This is a genomic window from Nocardia albiluteola (assembly GCF_018860155.1).
Lineage (GTDB): Bacteria > Actinomycetota > Actinomycetes > Mycobacteriales > Mycobacteriaceae > Nocardia > Nocardia albiluteola.
Genome location: NZ_JAHKNI010000002.1, coordinates 764015 through 779910 on the forward strand (window position 1 = coordinate 764015; position 15896 = coordinate 779910).

12 protein-coding genes are annotated in these 15896 nt (G+C 68.6%); 8 read left to right on the top strand and 4 right to left on the bottom strand.

Annotation, left to right across the window (positions count from 1 at the left end; translation table 11 throughout):
* The first annotated feature begins 74 nt into the window (after window positions 1-74).
* On the top strand, window positions 75-890 hold the full coding sequence (locus tag KO481_RS09405; RefSeq protein ID WP_215916727.1) for a sulfurtransferase: 816 nt from the start codon (window positions 75-77) through the stop codon (window positions 888-890).
* Window positions 891-1044: 154 nt separating this feature from the next.
* Here the strand turns inward: KO481_RS09405 and KO481_RS09410 are convergent, their stop codons facing one another.
* Together KO481_RS09410 and KO481_RS09415 are read right to left on the bottom strand one after the other, a co-directional pair.
* Window positions 1045-1749 (bottom strand): HNH endonuclease family protein, encoded by a 705-nt coding sequence (locus KO481_RS09410; protein ID WP_372451970.1) that lies wholly within the window; start codon window positions 1747-1749, stop codon window positions 1045-1047.
* A gap of 33 nt (window positions 1750-1782) precedes the next feature.
* Window positions 1783-2145, bottom strand: coding sequence for a hypothetical protein (locus tag KO481_RS09415; protein ID WP_215916572.1), 363 nt, complete (start codon window positions 2143-2145; stop codon window positions 1783-1785).
* Between the two features lie 806 nt (window positions 2146-2951).
* On the opposite strand from KO481_RS09415, the gene KO481_RS09420 reads away from it, so the two are divergent.
* The 4 genes from KO481_RS09420 to KO481_RS09435 all read left to right on the top strand — a co-directional run bounded on the left by KO481_RS09420 (window position 2952) and on the right by KO481_RS09435 (window position 8541).
* Window positions 2952-3758: a hypothetical protein gene (locus tag KO481_RS09420; protein WP_308166457.1), complete on the top strand. Its 807-nt coding sequence runs from the start codon at window positions 2952-2954 to the stop codon at window positions 3756-3758.
* Window positions 3759-3878: 120 nt separating this feature from the next.
* Complete coding sequence (locus tag KO481_RS09425; RefSeq protein ID WP_215916574.1) at window positions 3879-6887, top strand: DEAD/DEAH box helicase; 3009 nt, start codon at window positions 3879-3881, stop codon at window positions 6885-6887.
* Entirely contained in the window at window positions 6888-7652 is a 765-nt protein-coding gene (locus KO481_RS09430; protein ID WP_215916575.1) for an SWIM zinc finger family protein, read from the top strand.
* 91 nt (window positions 7653-7743) lie between these two features.
* A complete protein-coding gene (locus KO481_RS09435; RefSeq protein ID WP_215916576.1) occupies window positions 7744-8541 on the top strand; it encodes a helical backbone metal receptor in 798 nt (265 codons plus the stop codon).
* A 53-nt stretch (window positions 8542-8594) separates the two neighbouring features.
* Here the strand turns inward: KO481_RS09435 and KO481_RS09440 are convergent, their stop codons facing one another.
* Window positions 8595-9227 (bottom strand): TetR/AcrR family transcriptional regulator, encoded by a 633-nt coding sequence (locus KO481_RS09440; protein WP_215916577.1) that lies wholly within the window; start codon window positions 9225-9227, stop codon window positions 8595-8597.
* Window positions 9228-9336: 109 nt separating this feature from the next.
* Between KO481_RS09440 and KO481_RS09445 the strand changes: the two genes are divergently transcribed.
* On the top strand, window positions 9337-9738 hold the full coding sequence (locus tag KO481_RS09445; RefSeq protein ID WP_215916578.1) for a Dabb family protein: 402 nt from the start codon (window positions 9337-9339) through the stop codon (window positions 9736-9738).
* 9 nt (window positions 9739-9747) lie between these two features.
* Here KO481_RS09445 and icmF read toward each other — a convergent pair whose 3' ends face one another.
* Entirely contained in the window at window positions 9748-12999 is a 3252-nt protein-coding gene (gene icmF / locus KO481_RS09450) for a fused isobutyryl-CoA mutase/GTPase IcmF (RefSeq protein ID WP_245400565.1), read from the bottom strand.
* Between the two features lie 243 nt (window positions 13000-13242).
* On the opposite strand from icmF, the gene KO481_RS09455 reads away from it, so the two are divergent.
* Window positions 13243-14742, top strand: coding sequence for a CoA-acylating methylmalonate-semialdehyde dehydrogenase (locus KO481_RS09455; protein WP_215916580.1), 1500 nt, complete (start codon window positions 13243-13245; stop codon window positions 14740-14742).
* A 3-nt stretch (window positions 14743-14745) separates the two neighbouring features.
* Complete coding sequence (locus KO481_RS09460) at window positions 14746-15885, top strand: acyl-CoA dehydrogenase family protein (protein ID WP_215916581.1); 1140 nt, start codon at window positions 14746-14748, stop codon at window positions 15883-15885.
* The last annotated feature ends 11 nt before the right edge of the window (window positions 15886-15896 follow it).

A 15896-nucleotide genomic window follows, 5' to 3' on the forward strand; every position in this document is an offset into this window, starting at 1 on the left:
GATTGCCGTAGGGTGAAGGGCGTTCGCGTCCCGGGGGTACCCATGTGGCAGAGGAGCTGAGCTTGACGGCGGTATTGATCTCGGCGGACGACCTTCGGAAGTTGCTGTCCGGCAGTGATTCCGGCGTACATCTGTTGGACGTGCGCTGGGCACTGGGCGATCCCGATGGGCCGCAGCACTATCTGGAAGGTCACATCCCCGGCGCGGTATTCGTCGACCTGGAGACCGAGCTCGCCGCGCCGCCGTCCCCGGCGTGGGGCCGGCATCCGCTGCCCGAGATCGCGCATCTGCAGAAGTGCGCCCGCAGCTGGGGGTTGCGCGCCGGCGAACCGGTCGTGGTTTACGACGCCACGGGCGGCATGGCCGCGGCGCGGGCCTGGTGGCTGCTGCGCTGGGCCGGAATGGCCGATGTGCGCATCCTGGACGGGGGCCTGCCCGCATGGGAACGGGTCGGTGGGGAGCTGGCCACGGGCAGCGAATCGGATCCCGCCGCCGGCGATGTCGTGCTCACCGCGGGGAATCTGCCGATGATCGATGCGGACGGCGCGGCCGGGTGGGACGGGCTGCTGCTGGACGCGCGGGCCGGGGAGCGCTATCGCGGCGAGGTGGAACCGGTCGACCCGCGTGCGGGTCACATTCCGGGCGCGGTCAGCGCCCCCACCGCCGAGAACCTCACCGCCGAAGGCACTTTCAAGGATCCGGAGCGGCTGCGGGAACGGTTCGCCGGGCTGGGCTCGGGTCCTGTCGCGGTCTATTGTGGCTCGGGAGTCACCGCCGCGCACCAGATCGCGGCCCTGGCTGCCGCAGGGATCGACGCCACGCTGTATCCGGGTTCGTGGTCGCAGTGGTCCAGCGATCCCGAGCGTCCGGTCGCCACCGGGGAGAAGTAGGGCGCGCGCTCGCACCGTCGTCCCCGCCGGCGGCACGGTGTCCTCGATGCGGATCTCCGCGGGCCACGGAACCGCGGGTATTGGCCTGCCCGGCCGCAATTCGCGGCAGCGTCGGCGCCACGTCGGCACGCTCGACCCGCTGCGCGCACGATGCTCACGGGCAGTGGCGGGACACGTCACGCAGCGCGTCGCGGTCTGCGGCGGTGATCGGCAGGGCATACCGGGTGGCAGTGGTGAGGTACTTGCCCGCGTAGTAGCAGCGGTAGGCGTGCGCGGGCGGTAGCCAGTCGGCGGGGGTGCGGTCGCCCTTGTCCTGGTTGGCCTCGCCGTCGACCGCCAGCAGGTTGTATTCGACGTCGTTGGCGAATCGAATTCGTTGTGGCAGAGGCCATTGCGCGGCGCCCATGTCCCACGCGGCCGCCAGCGGGTACACGTGGTCGATCTGTACCCCGCGAGCATTGGATCTGGCGAATGCGACGCTTCTGCCGGTATAGGGGTCCTGCAGGGTACCGCCGGTCACCACGCAGTCGCCGCCGTGCGCGCGGTGCCGCACCGCGCGTAATTGCCGTGCCAGCACCGTGTTACGGGAATCGCAACCGCCGCCGGTGCCGGCCCAGGCCGCGCCGAACACGCAGCCCTGCCCGGCGCCGCAGCCACGCTCGTAGCCGCCGGGATGCGGGCGGTGCGGCACGACACGGACCGCGGCGAGCAGCTGCTCGAGCCGCGCCCGCGTGGGACTGCCCGGCGCGGGCGGGCCGTGGCCGAGCAGGGCCGGACCGGCCAGCAGCCCGAGCGCGACCAGTATTGCGACGATCGGCGCCGCCAGTGCCCATCCCCATCCGCCCCTGTTCGAATGCACGGCACCACTTCTACACCGTGGCGCCGACAGGTTTCACAACCAGGCGCGCGCCAGCAGGTCGTCGGCCGCCAGCTCGGTCGCCTGCGGCGGGAAACGAGTTGCCGCGAGGGTCACCGCCCGCGCCCCGTCGTGGCCGATCAGCCACGAGCCGCCGCGATCCTCGCACTCGGCGATCTTCGCGAAGGTGGTGAGCAGGAACGTGATCGCCTCCTGCGGAGTGTCCGTGTGCGCCAACCGCTGTGATTCGCCGGGGCGCGAGAGATCCAGCCACACTCCGGACTGGCCGTCCAGGCGCATGCCGACGATCTTCGCGGCATCGACGAAGGTGAATTTGCGCCGTTCCCAGGGTGTGGTCGGCGTGAAACTCTGCTCGAGTACCTGGAGCAGAATCGTCATATTCACTGCCCTCCTACAGGCGCGGCGCCTCGACGCCGCCGGTTCGCCCCGTCTGGGTGCGCGGGGCGCGAACCGTAGTGGTTTCGCGGTGCGAAATATTGTGTTGCTGCATTCCACTGCCGAACCCCTTTAGTCGGCTGTGACCAGCGGATATATCAGTGTATCCATCGTAACGCCGCCCGCGATGCGGCGATAGGCCAGCGCTGGCGGAACTTCTTCGCCCGAATAATTTCCGCATCGGCTTCCGCGGCAGCCACGGGTAATTTGTGCCGATTCGATCCCGCGGCTCGATTGCGACGGTGTTCGTCCCGCCGCGCGATATTCGGTGGCGTTGCGAACGCACGAATGACGGGGATTCGGCGCGGGCGAATCGAGGGCCGGCGCCGTTGCGTTTCGGTGAATCTCCGCCATTGCCGCGACGCGCCGGGGAATGTCTGCCGCGCAGAGTTTTTCGCTGAGGTGTGCCTCGAATAGAGTGTGCGACAAGCGTTGTCATACCGAGTGGTCGCATTTACGTGTTGGCTTCTGCGGGTGCGGATTCGAACTGATTGTGGTGCTCGTCACAGTTGTTTGCCACGATACGTTATCGGGTAGTTACCATGCGGGTCGCACACGTGACGCTTCGGTCGCGGGGGAGCGGTTCGGTCCGGAACTGATGAGGGTGGTGTGGCGACGTGGGTCGGCATCGGAAATTGAACATGGCACGCCGCGTGGTGTTGCCTGCTGTGGGGGCGCTCCCGTTGGCGCTGGTCGTCGGGTGTTCCAGCACTACGAACAACCAGGCTGATCATTCGTCCTCTGCCGCGGTGCCGACCACGGCGGGCACCGCACCCACCGAGCAGTCCACCGCGCCGAGCCTGCCCGGCACCGCCATCACGCCGCCGCCGGATCACGAGCAGCAGCCGACCGTCGTGGCCCCGCCGACGACTTCCCAACCGGGTGTGACCCCGAGCATTGCCAACAGCCTGTACGGCGGCACCGTGGGCCCGGTGCAGCCGGGCGTGACGCCGTCCATGCCGCAGCCCGGTGTGGTCGCGCCGAATTATGTTGTCCCGCCCGACTTCCGGCCCATCCCGGAGGCGGAATACACCGAGCCTGCCCCGGCGGTCGACTGGCAGGATCTGCATGCGCCGACTGCCGTCAAGCCGGTCAAGCCGATCGCGCCGCCGCCGCGCACGCTCCGTCTCGGGAATTTCACCAGCCCAGTGCCGAATTCCGTTCCTGACAACGTGCTCAACACGGTCAACGTCACCTCCGCGAACGGTGAGGCGGCCCTCGCTACCGACATGAACTCGGTGGGAATCAGCCCGTCCCGTTCGGACAAGATCGCCGCCGGTACCGCGGCGGGCGCCGCGCTGGGTGCAGCGGTGCTCGGCGTACCGAGTGCCGTGGTCGGTGGCGTTGTCGGCGGAGCACTCGGCGGGGTTATCGGAGGCACCGTGGGTGGCGCGGTCCTGGCCGTGCCGACGCTCGGTACGAGTGTTGCGGTCGCTCCCGTCGTGGGCACGGTTGTCGGTGCGGCCGCGGGTGCGGCCGTGGCGGGCATTCCGGCCGCGGTCGTCGGTGGTGTGATCGGCGGCATCGCCGGTGCTGCCATCGGCAGTGCCGTCTGATCCCGTAAAGGGGTCGGCTTCCGAGTTGCGGGCGGCCATGATTTCGGGCCGAAGACGTACCGGAACAGCGGGTATTGATCCCCCAGCCGACCTGTCGGGGGCGGCTGGTTGGATGGGCTGATGCTGCACGGACTGTGGACGCCGGGTTCGGGGCTGGTGCTGTGGCAGCACCCCGAGTCCGATGTCGTCGCCGCTATTGATGCGGTCGCGGTCCCGGATCCGCTGGGGGCGGTCGTGCAGGCGGCGCGATTCCGTCATCGCGCACAGGTTGTGGTCGCGGGGCCGGATGGTCCGCGCACCCTGGAGGTGAAGGCGCACGCGCTGGCGCCGCAGGCCGCCGCGCCCGTGCTGTTGCAACCGCTGCCGCCGGGCGCGGTCGCCGCCGACCTGCGCTTCCTCGGCCACGCGGCGCGGGGCGTCGAGCGGTGGGTGCGGGCCGGGCGGATCGTGCCGGAGCTCCGGCGCGACGACGGCGACTGGTGGGTCCGCTGGCGGCTGGTCGGCGGGCAGCGCCAGCGCGCGTGGCTCGCCGAGCTGGCCGCTGCCATGCCGCCCGCGCTACGGGCCGCGGGTCGCGGCGCCGCGGTGCTGGAGGATCTGGTGACGGAATTGGCCGACCCGATCGCACACCTGTGGATCGATGCGAGGTCGGTGGGCGTCGGGCGCGCCGCCGATCCGCACCCGCTGATCGGCGCGCTGATATCGGGCGCTGCGCTGGACTCCGGCTCGCACCGCGTCGCCTCGGCGCTGCAGGAGTGGCGAACCAGCCTCACGAGCGGCGAGCCGGAGCTGGTGCTGCGGTTGATCGAGCCCGACGACGATCCGGAGCAGGGTGCGGAGACCCTCGCGGCGCTGTGGCGTCTGCAGGTGTGCCTGCGATCGGAAGGCGAAGCGCCACAGCCGGTTCCGCTGCAGGGCGATCCCGCTCAGCTGCGACTGGCCGGAGAGCGTGTGACCGCGGCGATCGCGGCGTATCCGATGCTGCAGCGGCTGCCACGCGATCCCGGCGGCATCGACTTCCTGCTGCCGACCGAGGTTGTTCTCGATCTGGTGGCGCACGGTGCGAACGAATTGCGTTCGGCGGGTGTACATCTGCTGCTGCCGCGGGCCTGGCAGATCGTGGCCCCGAGCATGCGGATGCAGGTGCAGAGCCCGGCCGCGACCGAAAGTACCGTCGGCATGGACGGTTTGGTGTCCTATCGCTGGGAGTTGGCGCTCGGCGATGTCGTGCTGACCCCCGCGGAGATGTCCCGCCTGGTGCAATCCAAGTCGGATCTGGTGCGGCTGCGCGGAGAGTGGGTGCAGGCCGACCATCGGGCGCTGGCGGCCGCGGCGCAATACCTGGACGGCCGCACCGACGAAACCATCGGCTCGTTGACCCAGTTGCTCGCGGAGATCGCCGCCAGCGAGGTCCGGCAGGTGCCGATCGAGGACGTGACCGCGACCGGCTGGGTGGCAGAGCTGCTGGCGGCCGATCGCGATGCCGCACAGGTCGATCCGCCTGCTGGGCTGAAAGCCGAGCTGCGCCCGTATCAGCTGCGCGGCCTGTCTTGGCTGGCGACGATGAACCGCCTCGGCTGCGGCGGCATCCTCGCCGACGATATGGGCCTGGGTAAAACCGTGCAGGTGCTCGCGCTGCTGGTGCACGAAAGAGAAACGGCGACAGTAAATCCCGTACCACTGGCCGCCGCTCAGGATGTGACGGGCGCCGCCGGTTCCGATCAGCCCGATGCAGACGGATCGCCCGCCGGTTCGCGACTCGATGCGACCGCTCCCGCGTCCGACTCCGATCAAGCCGAGGGGCCGGGCGTTGCGAGCAATGCGGCCAACCGGCACATCGGCCCTACCCTGCTGGTAGCGCCCATGTCGGTGGTCGGCAACTGGCAGCGCGAGGCGGAGCGGTTCGCCCCGGGGCTTCGGGTAATGGTGCACCACGGTGCCGGACGTCGCTCGGGAGCGGATTTCGATGCCGCCGTGGCGGATTCGGACCTGGTGATCACGACGTATGCGCTGCTCGCTCGCGATATCGAGGAGTTGAAGCGCCAGCACTGGCAGCGGGTCGTGCTGGACGAGGCGCAGCACATCAAGAATTCCGCCACTCGCCAGTCGCGGGCCGCGCGTGCGGTGCCCGCGCGGCATCGCCTGGCGCTCACCGGAACTCCGGTCGAGAACCGGCTCGAGGAGCTGCGCTCGATCCTGGACTTCGCCGCGCCGTCCCTGCTCGGCAAGGCCTCCCAGTTCCATGCCCGCTTCGCGGTGCCGATCGAACGCGAACGCGACGCGAACGCGCTCACCCGATTGCGCACGGTCACCTCGCCGTTCGTGTTACGCCGGGTGAAGACCGATCCGGCGGTCATCTCGGACCTGCCGGACAAGATCGAGATGACGGTGCGCGCCAACCTGACCGTGGAGCAGGCGGCGTTGTATCAGGCGGTCGTCGACGACATGCTCGCGAAACTGAAGGACGCCGAGGGCATGTCGCGCAAGGGTGCGGTGCTGGGCGCGCTGACCAGGCTGAAGCAGGTGTGCAATCATCCGGCCCACTACCTGGGCGATGGGTCGGGGGTGCTGCGGCGCGGGCAGCATCGCTCGGGCAAGCTGGGGTTGGTCGAGGACGTGCTCGAGTCGGTGCTGGCCGATGGGGAGAAGGCGCTGCTGTTCACGCAGTTCCGCGAGTTCGGCGAGCTGATCGCGCCATATCTGACCGAGCGGTTCGGCGTCCCGATCCCGTTCCTGCACGGCGGGGTGAGCAAGAAGGGGCGCGATGCGATGGTCGAGCGATTCCAGGAGTCCGGCGGGCCGCCGCTGATGTTGTTGTCACTCAAGGCCGGCGGTACCGGCCTGAACCTCACCGCAGCCAATCATGTTGTGCACCTGGATCGCTGGTGGAACCCGGCGGTGGAGAACCAGGCCACGGACCGCGCCTTCCGGATCGGGCAGCGCCGGGACGTGCAGGTACGAAAGCTGGTGTGCGTCGACACCATCGAGGAACGCATCGACGACATGATCAGCGGCAAACAGGAATTGGCGGATATGACTGTCGGCACGGGGGAGAACTGGATCACCGAACTGAGCACCGAGGAGATCGGCACGCTGTTCGCGCTGGGCGCAGAGGCGGTGGGTGAGTAGATGCCCTTCGAGGATTACAGCAAGTACGGCAAGGCGATACCGGTCCGCGGCGGTGTCTCCTCGCGCAGTCGCCGCGGATCCTTCGCGCGCACCTGGTGGGGCCGGTCGTTCATCGATGCGGTCGAGCAGGTTGCCGACGCCGGACGGCTCGCGCGCGGGCGGACCTATGCCCGCTCCGGGCAGGTCGTGAACTACCACATCGAGCCCGGCTCGGTGACCGCCGAGGTGCAGGGCAGTCAGCCGCGCCCGTTCACCGCGCAGCTGACCCTGCGCCGGCTGCGCGACGACCGGCTCGACGAGGTCCTGGACCTGATCCGCGGTACGCCCGGCATGCTCGCCCAGATCGCCTCGGGCACGCTGGCCCAGGAGCTCGGGCCGCTGCTGCTGCCCACGACGGCATCCGAACTGAATTTCTCCTGCAGCTGCCCCGATGCGGGCTGGCCCTGCAAACACGTGGCCGCGGTCTGCTACATCGTCTCCGAGCGCCTCGACGAGGAGCCCGCGGTCATGCTCACCCTGCGCGGCCTGGACCTGGACACCCTCATCGGCGGGGTGCAGCGCGAGCAGGGCCCCACGGTGTCCGACGACCTGTACGGCGAGAACGTCGTCCTGCCGGAACTGCCGCGGCCCGAATTCCGTGCGGCGGTGGACGATCTGGACCCGATCCCGCTGCGGCAGGCGTTGCGCATGACCGCCGAGGACGAACGGACGGCCGAGGCGGGGCTGCGCGAGCTGCGCAAGCTGTACCAGAGCCTGGACCGATGAGTGCACAGGACGGCTGCGCACCCGCGCGCTACCGGATGGCCTGGGCCGCGCGGCCGCAGCAAACCGCGACGCCGCGAACTATCGTGAGAGTATGCCCGCCGGTGAGGTGACGGACGATCTCGGCGCGCCGGTGCCGCTCACGTGTCCGGTGCGGCGAGTCGTGTCCCTGGTCCCGTCGCTGACCGAGGCGATCGCGGTGAGCTGCCCGGGAATGCTGGTGGCGGCCACGCGGTGGTGCACCCATCCCGGGGATCTGGACGTGGAGCGGGTACGCGGGACGAAGAACCCGGACACCCGGCGGATCGCGCAACTGGCGCCGGACCTGGTGGTGTGCAATCAGGAGGAGAACCGGCTCATCGATGTGGAACGATTGCGGTCGGCCGGAATCCCCGTATGGGTAACCAGGATTCGAACCGTCGACGAGTCGTTCCAATCGCTGGCAAGGCTTTTCGAGGTCGCGCTGGGCGTGGACCGGCCGGCGTGGCTGGCCGAGGCCGAGGCGGTCTGGTCGCCACCGCCGCCGCGTCCGGTTCTCGACGCGGTCGTGCCGATCTGGCGGCGCCCCTGGATGGTCGTCGGCCGTGACACCTTCACCGCGGATCTGGCCCACCGCATCGGATTACGCCTCGTGCACGCCGACCGGGACGAACGCTATCCGACGGTCACCGACGCCGAGCTGGTGGCCGGGGTGAGCCTCGCGGTACTACCCGACGAACCGTACGTATTCACCGAATCCGATGGCCCGGAGGCGTTTCCGGACATTCCGGTGGCACTGGTGTCCGGCCGCGACCTCACCTGGTACGGCCCCTCGCTGGTGAGCGCCCGCGCCCGCCTGGCCGATCGGCTCACCCACGCCGTCGAGGGCGCCTCGACCCGCTCGAACCGATAGTCCCCGAGATCGAAACGGCCCACCGAGGAGGGCCTCCCGGGTGAAGCGGGGCGCTATTCCTGCGGTCCGTAGGCGCGCAGGAAGGTGTCGAGGGCGGCGTCGGCTATCGCGTCGAGTTCGGCCTCGGGGACCGGGCGGGTGCCCAGGCGGGAGTGGTATTCCAGGGGGCCGGTCAGCAGGGACAGAAAGTGTTCGGCGGCGCGGGCGGGGTCGCAGGGGCGCAGGGCGCCGCCCAGGGCCAGGCGGGCGAAGCGGTCGGCGAGGGCCTCGGCCAGGTTCAGGGACGTTCGTTCCTGCACTGCCACAGCGAGATCCGGGAATATGGACGATTCGGCGTAGGCGAGCGAGCGCAGCGCGTGGGCGCGCGCTCCGATGCAGATGCGCAGGAGTTGTTGCGCCGCGGTGGTGAGGTTCGGACGCGGGTCGCCGGCGATGTCGCGGAGCGGTTCGACCGCGGCCAGGCATTCGGCCGCGACGGCGTCGGCGGCCGCCTCCATTGTGTGCCTGAACAGGGTCTCCTTGTCGTTCAGGTGGTTGTAGACGGTGGGTTTCGCCACGCCCGCCTCATCGGCGATCTCCTGCACACAGGTGCGTTCGTAGCCGCGACGGGCGAATACAGCGAACGCCGCGCTCAGGATGGCCTGGCGCTTGTCGATTCTTCCCCGGGGACCGGCCGTCTTCGTCACCACCAGATTCTACCGATATGTCCATTGTGTCGAACTACAGTGTCAGCTCTTGCGGCTTCACTGGTTAGTTCATTAGATTGAACCAGTAAGTTCAAATTAGGAGGAAGTCATGATCGCTCATCTCCTGCGCTTCGCCTTCCGTGCGGACACCACCGAGGCGCAGCAGGCCAGAGTCCTGGACCTGATGCGCCGGACCGCTTCGGTCGACTCGGTGTCGTTCTCCACGGTCGGGCGGCACGTCGGCGATCCCGAGGCGGGATATACGCACGGCCTGCTGGTCGGCATCGCCGATCTGGACGCGCTCGAGCGCTACATGTATGACCCCGTGCACCTGGCCGGCGATCCGGAGATCATTCCCTTCCTGGCCAGGCTGCACGTCGGCCCGGAGATCACGGACGATGGCGATCCGCATCTCGGCGCCAAGATCGCCGAGATGCACCGGGGCAAGGTCGCGAGGTATCCCGAATGGGATCGGCTGATGAACTCGATCCCCGAGGTCACCTTCGGCTGACGGCCGTCCTCACACGTTGCGCCGGTACTGGCCCCCGACGGTGAAGAACGCGTCGGTGATCTGCTGGAGGGTGCAGACGCGGGCGGCATCCATGAGGACCTCGAAGACGTTGTCGTCGGTGCGGGCGGCGGCCTCGAGGCGGGCCAGCGCCGCGTGGGCCGCGTCGCCGTGCTGCGCCTGAAAGTCGCGGGTGCGGTGCAGCTGCGACTGTTTTTCCTCCTCGGTGCCGCGGGCCAGTTCGATCTCGCGGTGTTCCTCGCCGTTCGGGTTGCGGAACGTGTTCACGCCGATGATCGGCAGCGTTCCATCGTGTTTGCGATGCTCGTACCGCATCGACTCGTCCTGGATGCGGCCGCGCTGGTAGCCGGTCTCCATGGCGCCCAGCACGCCGCCGCGTTCGGAGATCCGCTCGAATTCGGTGAGCACCGCCTCCTCCACCAGGTCGGTGAGCTCATCGATGATGAAGCTGCCCTGCAGCGGATTCTCGTTCATCGCCAGGCCCCATTCCTTGTTGATGATCAACTGGATGGCCAGGGCGCGGCGCACCGATTCCTCGGTGGGCGTCGTCACCGCCTCGTCGTAGGCGTTGGTGTGCAGGCTGTTGCAGTTGTCGTACAGGGCGATGAGCGCCTGCAGGGTCGTGCGAATGTCGTTGAAGCTCATCTCCTGTGCGTGCAGCGACCGCCCGGAGGTCTGCACGTGATACTTCAGCTTCTGCGAGCGCTCGGAGGCGCCGTACTTGTCCCGCATCGTGATCGCCCAGATCCTGCGGGCCACCCGCCCGATCACCGAATACTCGGGATCCATGCCGTTGGAGAAGAAGAAGGACAGGTTCGGTGCGAAATCGTCGATGTGCATGCCGCGCGCGAGATACGCCTCGACATAGGTGAATCCGTTGGACAGGGTGAAGGCCAGCTGGCTGATCGGATTCGCGCCCGCCTCGGCGATGTGATAGCCGGAGATCGACACCGAGTAGAAGTTGCGAACATTGTTGCGCACGAACCATTCCTGGATATCGGACATCATGCGCAGGCTGAATTCGGTGGAGAAGATGCAGGTGTTCTGCCCCTGATCCTCCTTCAGGATGTCGGCCTGGACGGTGCCGCGCACCGTGGCCAGCGTCCGAGCGCGGATATCGGCGGCCTCGTCCGGGCCGGGCTCGCGTCCCTGTGCGTCCCGGAACCGTTGCAGCGCTTGGTCCATCGCCGTGTTCAGGAAGAACGCCAGAATCGTCGGTGCGGGACCGTTGATGGTCATGGACACCGAGGTGGTGGGCGCGGTCAGGTCGAAGCCGTCGTAGAGCGCCTTCATGTCGTCCAGGGTGGCGATGGAAACCCCCGAGGTGCCGACCTTTCCGTAGATGTCGGGCCGCTCGGCCGGATCGTGGCCGTACAGGGTCACCGAATCGAAGGCGGTGGACAGGCGCGTCGCCTCGGCATGCTCCGAGAGGACCTTGAAGCGGCGGTTGGTGCGGAACGGATCGCCCTCGCCGGCGAACATCCGCGCGGGATCCTCGTTGTCGCGCTTGAACGGAAAGACCCCGGCGGTGAAGGGGAATCGCCCGGGCAGATTCTCCGCCCGCAGGAACCGTAGCAGCTCACCGTGATCGGTGAAACGCGGCAGGGCCACGCGCGGAATCGAGCTGCCCGACAGCGACGTTCGGCGCAGGGGCGTGTGAATCTCCCTGTCCCGCACCTTCACGACCTGCTCCTCGCCCCGATAGGAGTCGGCGACGGCGGGCCAGTCGCGCAGCAGTTCGGCGTTGTCGGCGCTCAGATCGGTGCGCGCGCGATCGAGGAGGTCCGACACCGCGGTATGCGCCGCGGCCGGCCCGGCCGTCGCCGTGGAGTCCGGCGACGCGGCACGCAGTTCCGCCAATACCTGCTCGAAACGCTGCACCCGCTGCGCGGCAAGCACTTCCCGCTCGGTGTCCGCGTGATAGGCACGCACCGTCTCGGCGATCTCGGCCAGGTACCGCACTCGCGCGGGCGGAATGATCTGCGCGAACCGGGTCGAGGCCCGGGTGTCCACGCGCGGCAGCACCCCGGGCTCCAACGGCAGGCCCGACTCGGACAGCCGCTCCACCAGATGCTGATACAGCGCCGTCACGCCGTCGTCGTTGAATGTCGCCGCGCTGGTACCGAATACCGGCATATCCTCCGGGGCGCTGCCGAACGCCTCCCGGTTGCGCACGAGCTGACGTGCCACATCGCGCATTGCGTCGGCGGCCTCTCGGCGCTCGAACTTGTTGATGGCCACCACATCCGCGTAGTCGAGCATGTCGATCTTCTCGAGCTGCGAGGCGGCGCCGAATTCCGGCGTCATCACGTACAGCGCCGTATCGACGTGGTCGACGATCGCCGCATCGCCCTGGCCGATGCCCGGCGTCTCCAGGATCACCAGGTCGTATCCGGCGGCCTTGCAGGCCAGGATCATCGGGTCGATATTGTTCGGGAGCTCGTGACCGCCGCGGGTGGCCAGCGACCGGAAGTAGACGTGGTCGCCGTCGAGCGAGTTCATCCGGATCCGGTCGCCCAGCAGCGCGCCCCCGCCGCGCCGCCGCGTCGGGTCCACCGCCAGGATCGCCACGCGGAGCTTGTCCTGCTGATCCGAGCGCAGCCGCCGGACGAGTTCGTCGGTGAGAGAGGACTTTCCGGAGCCGCCGGTGCCGGTGATGCCGAGCACCGGCACCGCGCGGGCGGCGGCCGCGGCCGTGATCGCGGCGAGATCGTCCGCCGGCAGATTGCCGACCTGCAGGCAGGTGATGGTGCGCGCCAGGGCATTTCGCTCACCGGCCAGCACCGCGTCGACCGCCGCCGGTTCCCGCGACAGGTCGACGTCGCAGTCGCGCACCAGCTCGTTGATCATGCCCGGCAGGCCCAGCCGCTGCCCGTCCTCGGGGGAGAAGATCCGTACCCCGGCCGCGGCGAGCCGGGCGATCTCCGGCGCCACGATCACTCCGCCGCCGCCCCCGAAGATCCGCACGTGCCCGGCGCCGGCCTCGCGCAGCGCGGCGGCCAGGTACTCGAAGTATTCGACGTGCCCGCCCTGATACGAGCTGATCGCCACGCCCTGCGCATCCTCGGTGAGCACCGCGTCGACGACCTCGCGCACGGCCCGGTTATGTCCGAGGTGAATCACCTCCGCGCCCTGCGCCTGCAGGATCCGCCGCATGATGTTGATCGCGGCGTCGTGCCCGTCGAACAGCGCCGCCGAGGTCACGAAGCGCACCGGATGCACCGGAACGTGCAGGTCGGCCATGGCATCCTCCATAAGAGGCCGTCGTAAAGTCGATGTCCCAATAGTAGGACATCAAAGTAATTCTACGATCGGACCCGTCGGTGTGCCAGGGGTTCGGGATGAAGCCGGCGACATGGGATGGATCACATCCCGCAGCCGTGGAATAGATGGACGTCCAACTATAGGATGACCGCATACCGATTGGTCCGGCCGGAAGCCGGACCGTTCTTTCGTCACACCGCACAAGTAAGGGCAGGGACTGGGATGGTTCGCGAACTCACGCACTATGTCGGCGGTAAGCACGTGGCCGGGGCGTCCGGCAGGTTCGGCGACGTGTACAACCCGAGCACCGGACGGGTACAGGCCCGGGTGCCGCTGGCGAGCAAGAGTGAGGTCGAGGCGGTCATCGCCGATGCGGCCGAGGCGCAGCAGGCGTGGGCGGCGCTGAACCCGCAGAAGCGGGCGCGGGTGCTGATGAAGTTCCTGAGCCTGGTCCAGGACGAGATGGATTCGCTGGCGGCGCTGCTGTCCAGCGAGCACGGCAAGACCATCCCCGATGCCAGGGGTGACATCCAGCGCGGGCTCGAGGTCGTCGAATTCGCCACCGGCATACCGCATCTGCTCAAGGGCGAATACACCGAGAGTGCGGGCACCGGCATCGACGTGTACTCCCTGCGTCAGCCCCTCGGTGTGGTCGCGGCCATCACGCCGTTCAACTTTCCGGCCATGATCCCGCTGTGGCAGGCGGGCCCGGCGCTGGCGTGCGGAAACGCCGTGGTACTCAAGCCCTCCGAGCGGGACCCCTCGGTGCCGCTGCGGCTCGCCGAACTCTTCCTCGAGGCAGGGCTGCCCGCGGGCGTGTTCAACGTCGTCAACGGCGACAAGGAGGCCGTGGACACGCTGCTGCACGACGAGCGCATCAAGGCGGTCGGATTCGTCGGTTCCACCCCGATCGCGCAGTACATCTACGAGACCGCGACCGCGAACGGCAAGCGCGCCCAGTGTTTCGGCGGCGCGAAGAACCACGCCGTGGTCATGCCCGACGCCGACATGGACGACGTGGCCGACCAGCTCATCGGCGCGGGCTATGGCTCGGCGGGGGAGCGCTGCATGGCCATCTCGGTCGCGGTGCCGGTCGGTGACGAGACCGCGGATCGCCTGCGCGGCAAGCTCATCGAGCGCATCGAGAAGCTGAACGTCGGCCTGTCCGACGATCCGGGCGCGGACTTCGGGCCGCTGGTCGGGCGCGACGGCGTGGACCGGGTGAACAGCTACATCGGCATCGGCGTCGAGGAGGGCGCGGAGCTGGTGATCGACGGCCGCGGCCTGGTCGTCGAGGGCGGCGAGGACGGATTCTTCGCGGGCGCATCGCTTTTCGACCGCGTCACCCCCGACATGCGTATCTACCGGGAGGAGATCTTCGGCCCGGTGCTGGCGATCGTGCGCGCCGCGGACTACGAGGAGGCGCTGCGCCTGCCCAGCGAGCACGAATACGGCAACGGCGTCGCGATTTTCACGCGCGACGGCGACACCGCTCGCGACTTCACCGCCCGCGTGCAGGTCGGCATGGTCGGGGTCAACGTGCCGATTCCGGTGCCGATCGCCTACCACACCTTCGGCGGCTGGAAGCGTTCCGGCTTCGGCGATCTCAACCAGCACGGCCCGGACTCGATCCGCTTCTACACCAAGACCAAGACCGTCACCCAGCGCTGGCCGTCGGGCATGAAAGAATCCAACGCATTCGTCATCCCCACCATGGACTGACCGGTGTTCACACTGGACGAGGACGAGAAGGCGATCGCCGAGACCGCCCGGAGTTTCGCCGACGAACTGCTAGCGCCGAATGCCCTGGAATGGGACGAGCGCAAGCACTTCCCGGTCGACGTGTTGCGCAAGGCCGGCTCGCTGGGCCTGGGTGGCATCTACATCCGCGACGACGTGGGCGGCTCGGCGCTGCGGCGGCTGGACGCGGTGCGGATCTTCGAGCAGCTGGCCACCGGCTGCCCGGCCATTGCCGCCTACATCTCCATCCACAACATGGCGACGTGGATGATCGACACGTACGGCGATGAGGCGCAACGGAATCGGTGGCTGCCGGGCCTGACGTCGATGGACCTGCTGGCCAGCTACGCGCTCACCGAGCCGGGCGTCGGCTCCGATGCGGCGGCCCTGAGCACCAGGGCCGTTCGGGATGGCGACGACTATCTGCTCACCGGCGTCAAGCAATTCATCTCCGGCGCCGGCAGCACCGACGTGTACGTAATCATGGCGCGCACCGGACACCCGGGGGCGCGGGGCATCTCGGCGTTCATCGTGCCCGCCGACACCCCCGGACTCTCGTTCGGCGCGAACGAGCGGAAAATGGGCTGGAACGCCCAGCCGACCCGGCAGGTCGTTCTCGACAATGCCCGGGTGCCCGCCGCCAACCTGCTCGGTGTGGAGGGCAACGGTTTCCGCATCGCCATGAACGGGCTCAACGGCGGACGGCTCAACATCGCCGCCTGCTCCCTGGGCGGGGCGCAGACCGCGCTCGATCGGACCGTCGCATATCTGAACGAGCGCAAGGCATTCGGTTCCCGGCTGCTGGACAACACCGCCCTGCAGTTCGACCTGGCCGACATGCGCACCTCGCTCGAGGCCGCCCGCACGCTGCTGTGGCGGGCCGCGGCCGCACTGGACGCCGACGCGCCCGACAAGGTCGAACTGTGCGCCATGGCCAAGCGATTCGGTACCGACGCCGGGTTCGAGGTGGCCAACAAGGCCCTGCAGCTGCACGGCGGCTACGGCTATCTGGCCGAATACGGAATCGAGAAGATCGTCCGCGACCTGCGGGTGCATCAGATTCTCGAGGGAACGAACGAAATCATGCGGGTCGTCGTGGCCCGCTCGGTGGTAGGAGCAGCATGAGCGAGCGACCC

Bases quoted from the DNA above. Each gene is read 5' to 3' on its own strand.
- KO481_RS09425 (WP_215916574.1), top strand. From the start codon at position 3,879: ATGCTGCACGGACTGTGGACGCCGGGTTCGGGGCTGGTGCTGTGGCAG.
- KO481_RS09415 (WP_215916572.1), bottom strand. From the start codon at position 2,145: ATGACGATTCTGCTCCAGGTACTCGAGCAGAGTTTCACGCCGACCACA.
- icmF (WP_245400565.1), bottom strand. From the start codon at position 12,999: ATGGCCGACCTGCACGTTCCGGTGCATCCGGTGCGCTTCGTGACCTCG.
- KO481_RS09430 (WP_215916575.1), top strand. From the start codon at position 6,888: ATGCCCTTCGAGGATTACAGCAAGTACGGCAAGGCGATACCGGTCCGC.
- KO481_RS09445 (WP_215916578.1), top strand. From the start codon at position 9,337: ATGATCGCTCATCTCCTGCGCTTCGCCTTCCGTGCGGACACCACCGAG.
- KO481_RS09455 (WP_215916580.1), top strand. From the start codon at position 13,243: ATGGTTCGCGAACTCACGCACTATGTCGGCGGTAAGCACGTGGCCGGG.
- KO481_RS09435 (WP_215916576.1), top strand. From the start codon at position 7,744: ATGCCCGCCGGTGAGGTGACGGACGATCTCGGCGCGCCGGTGCCGCTC.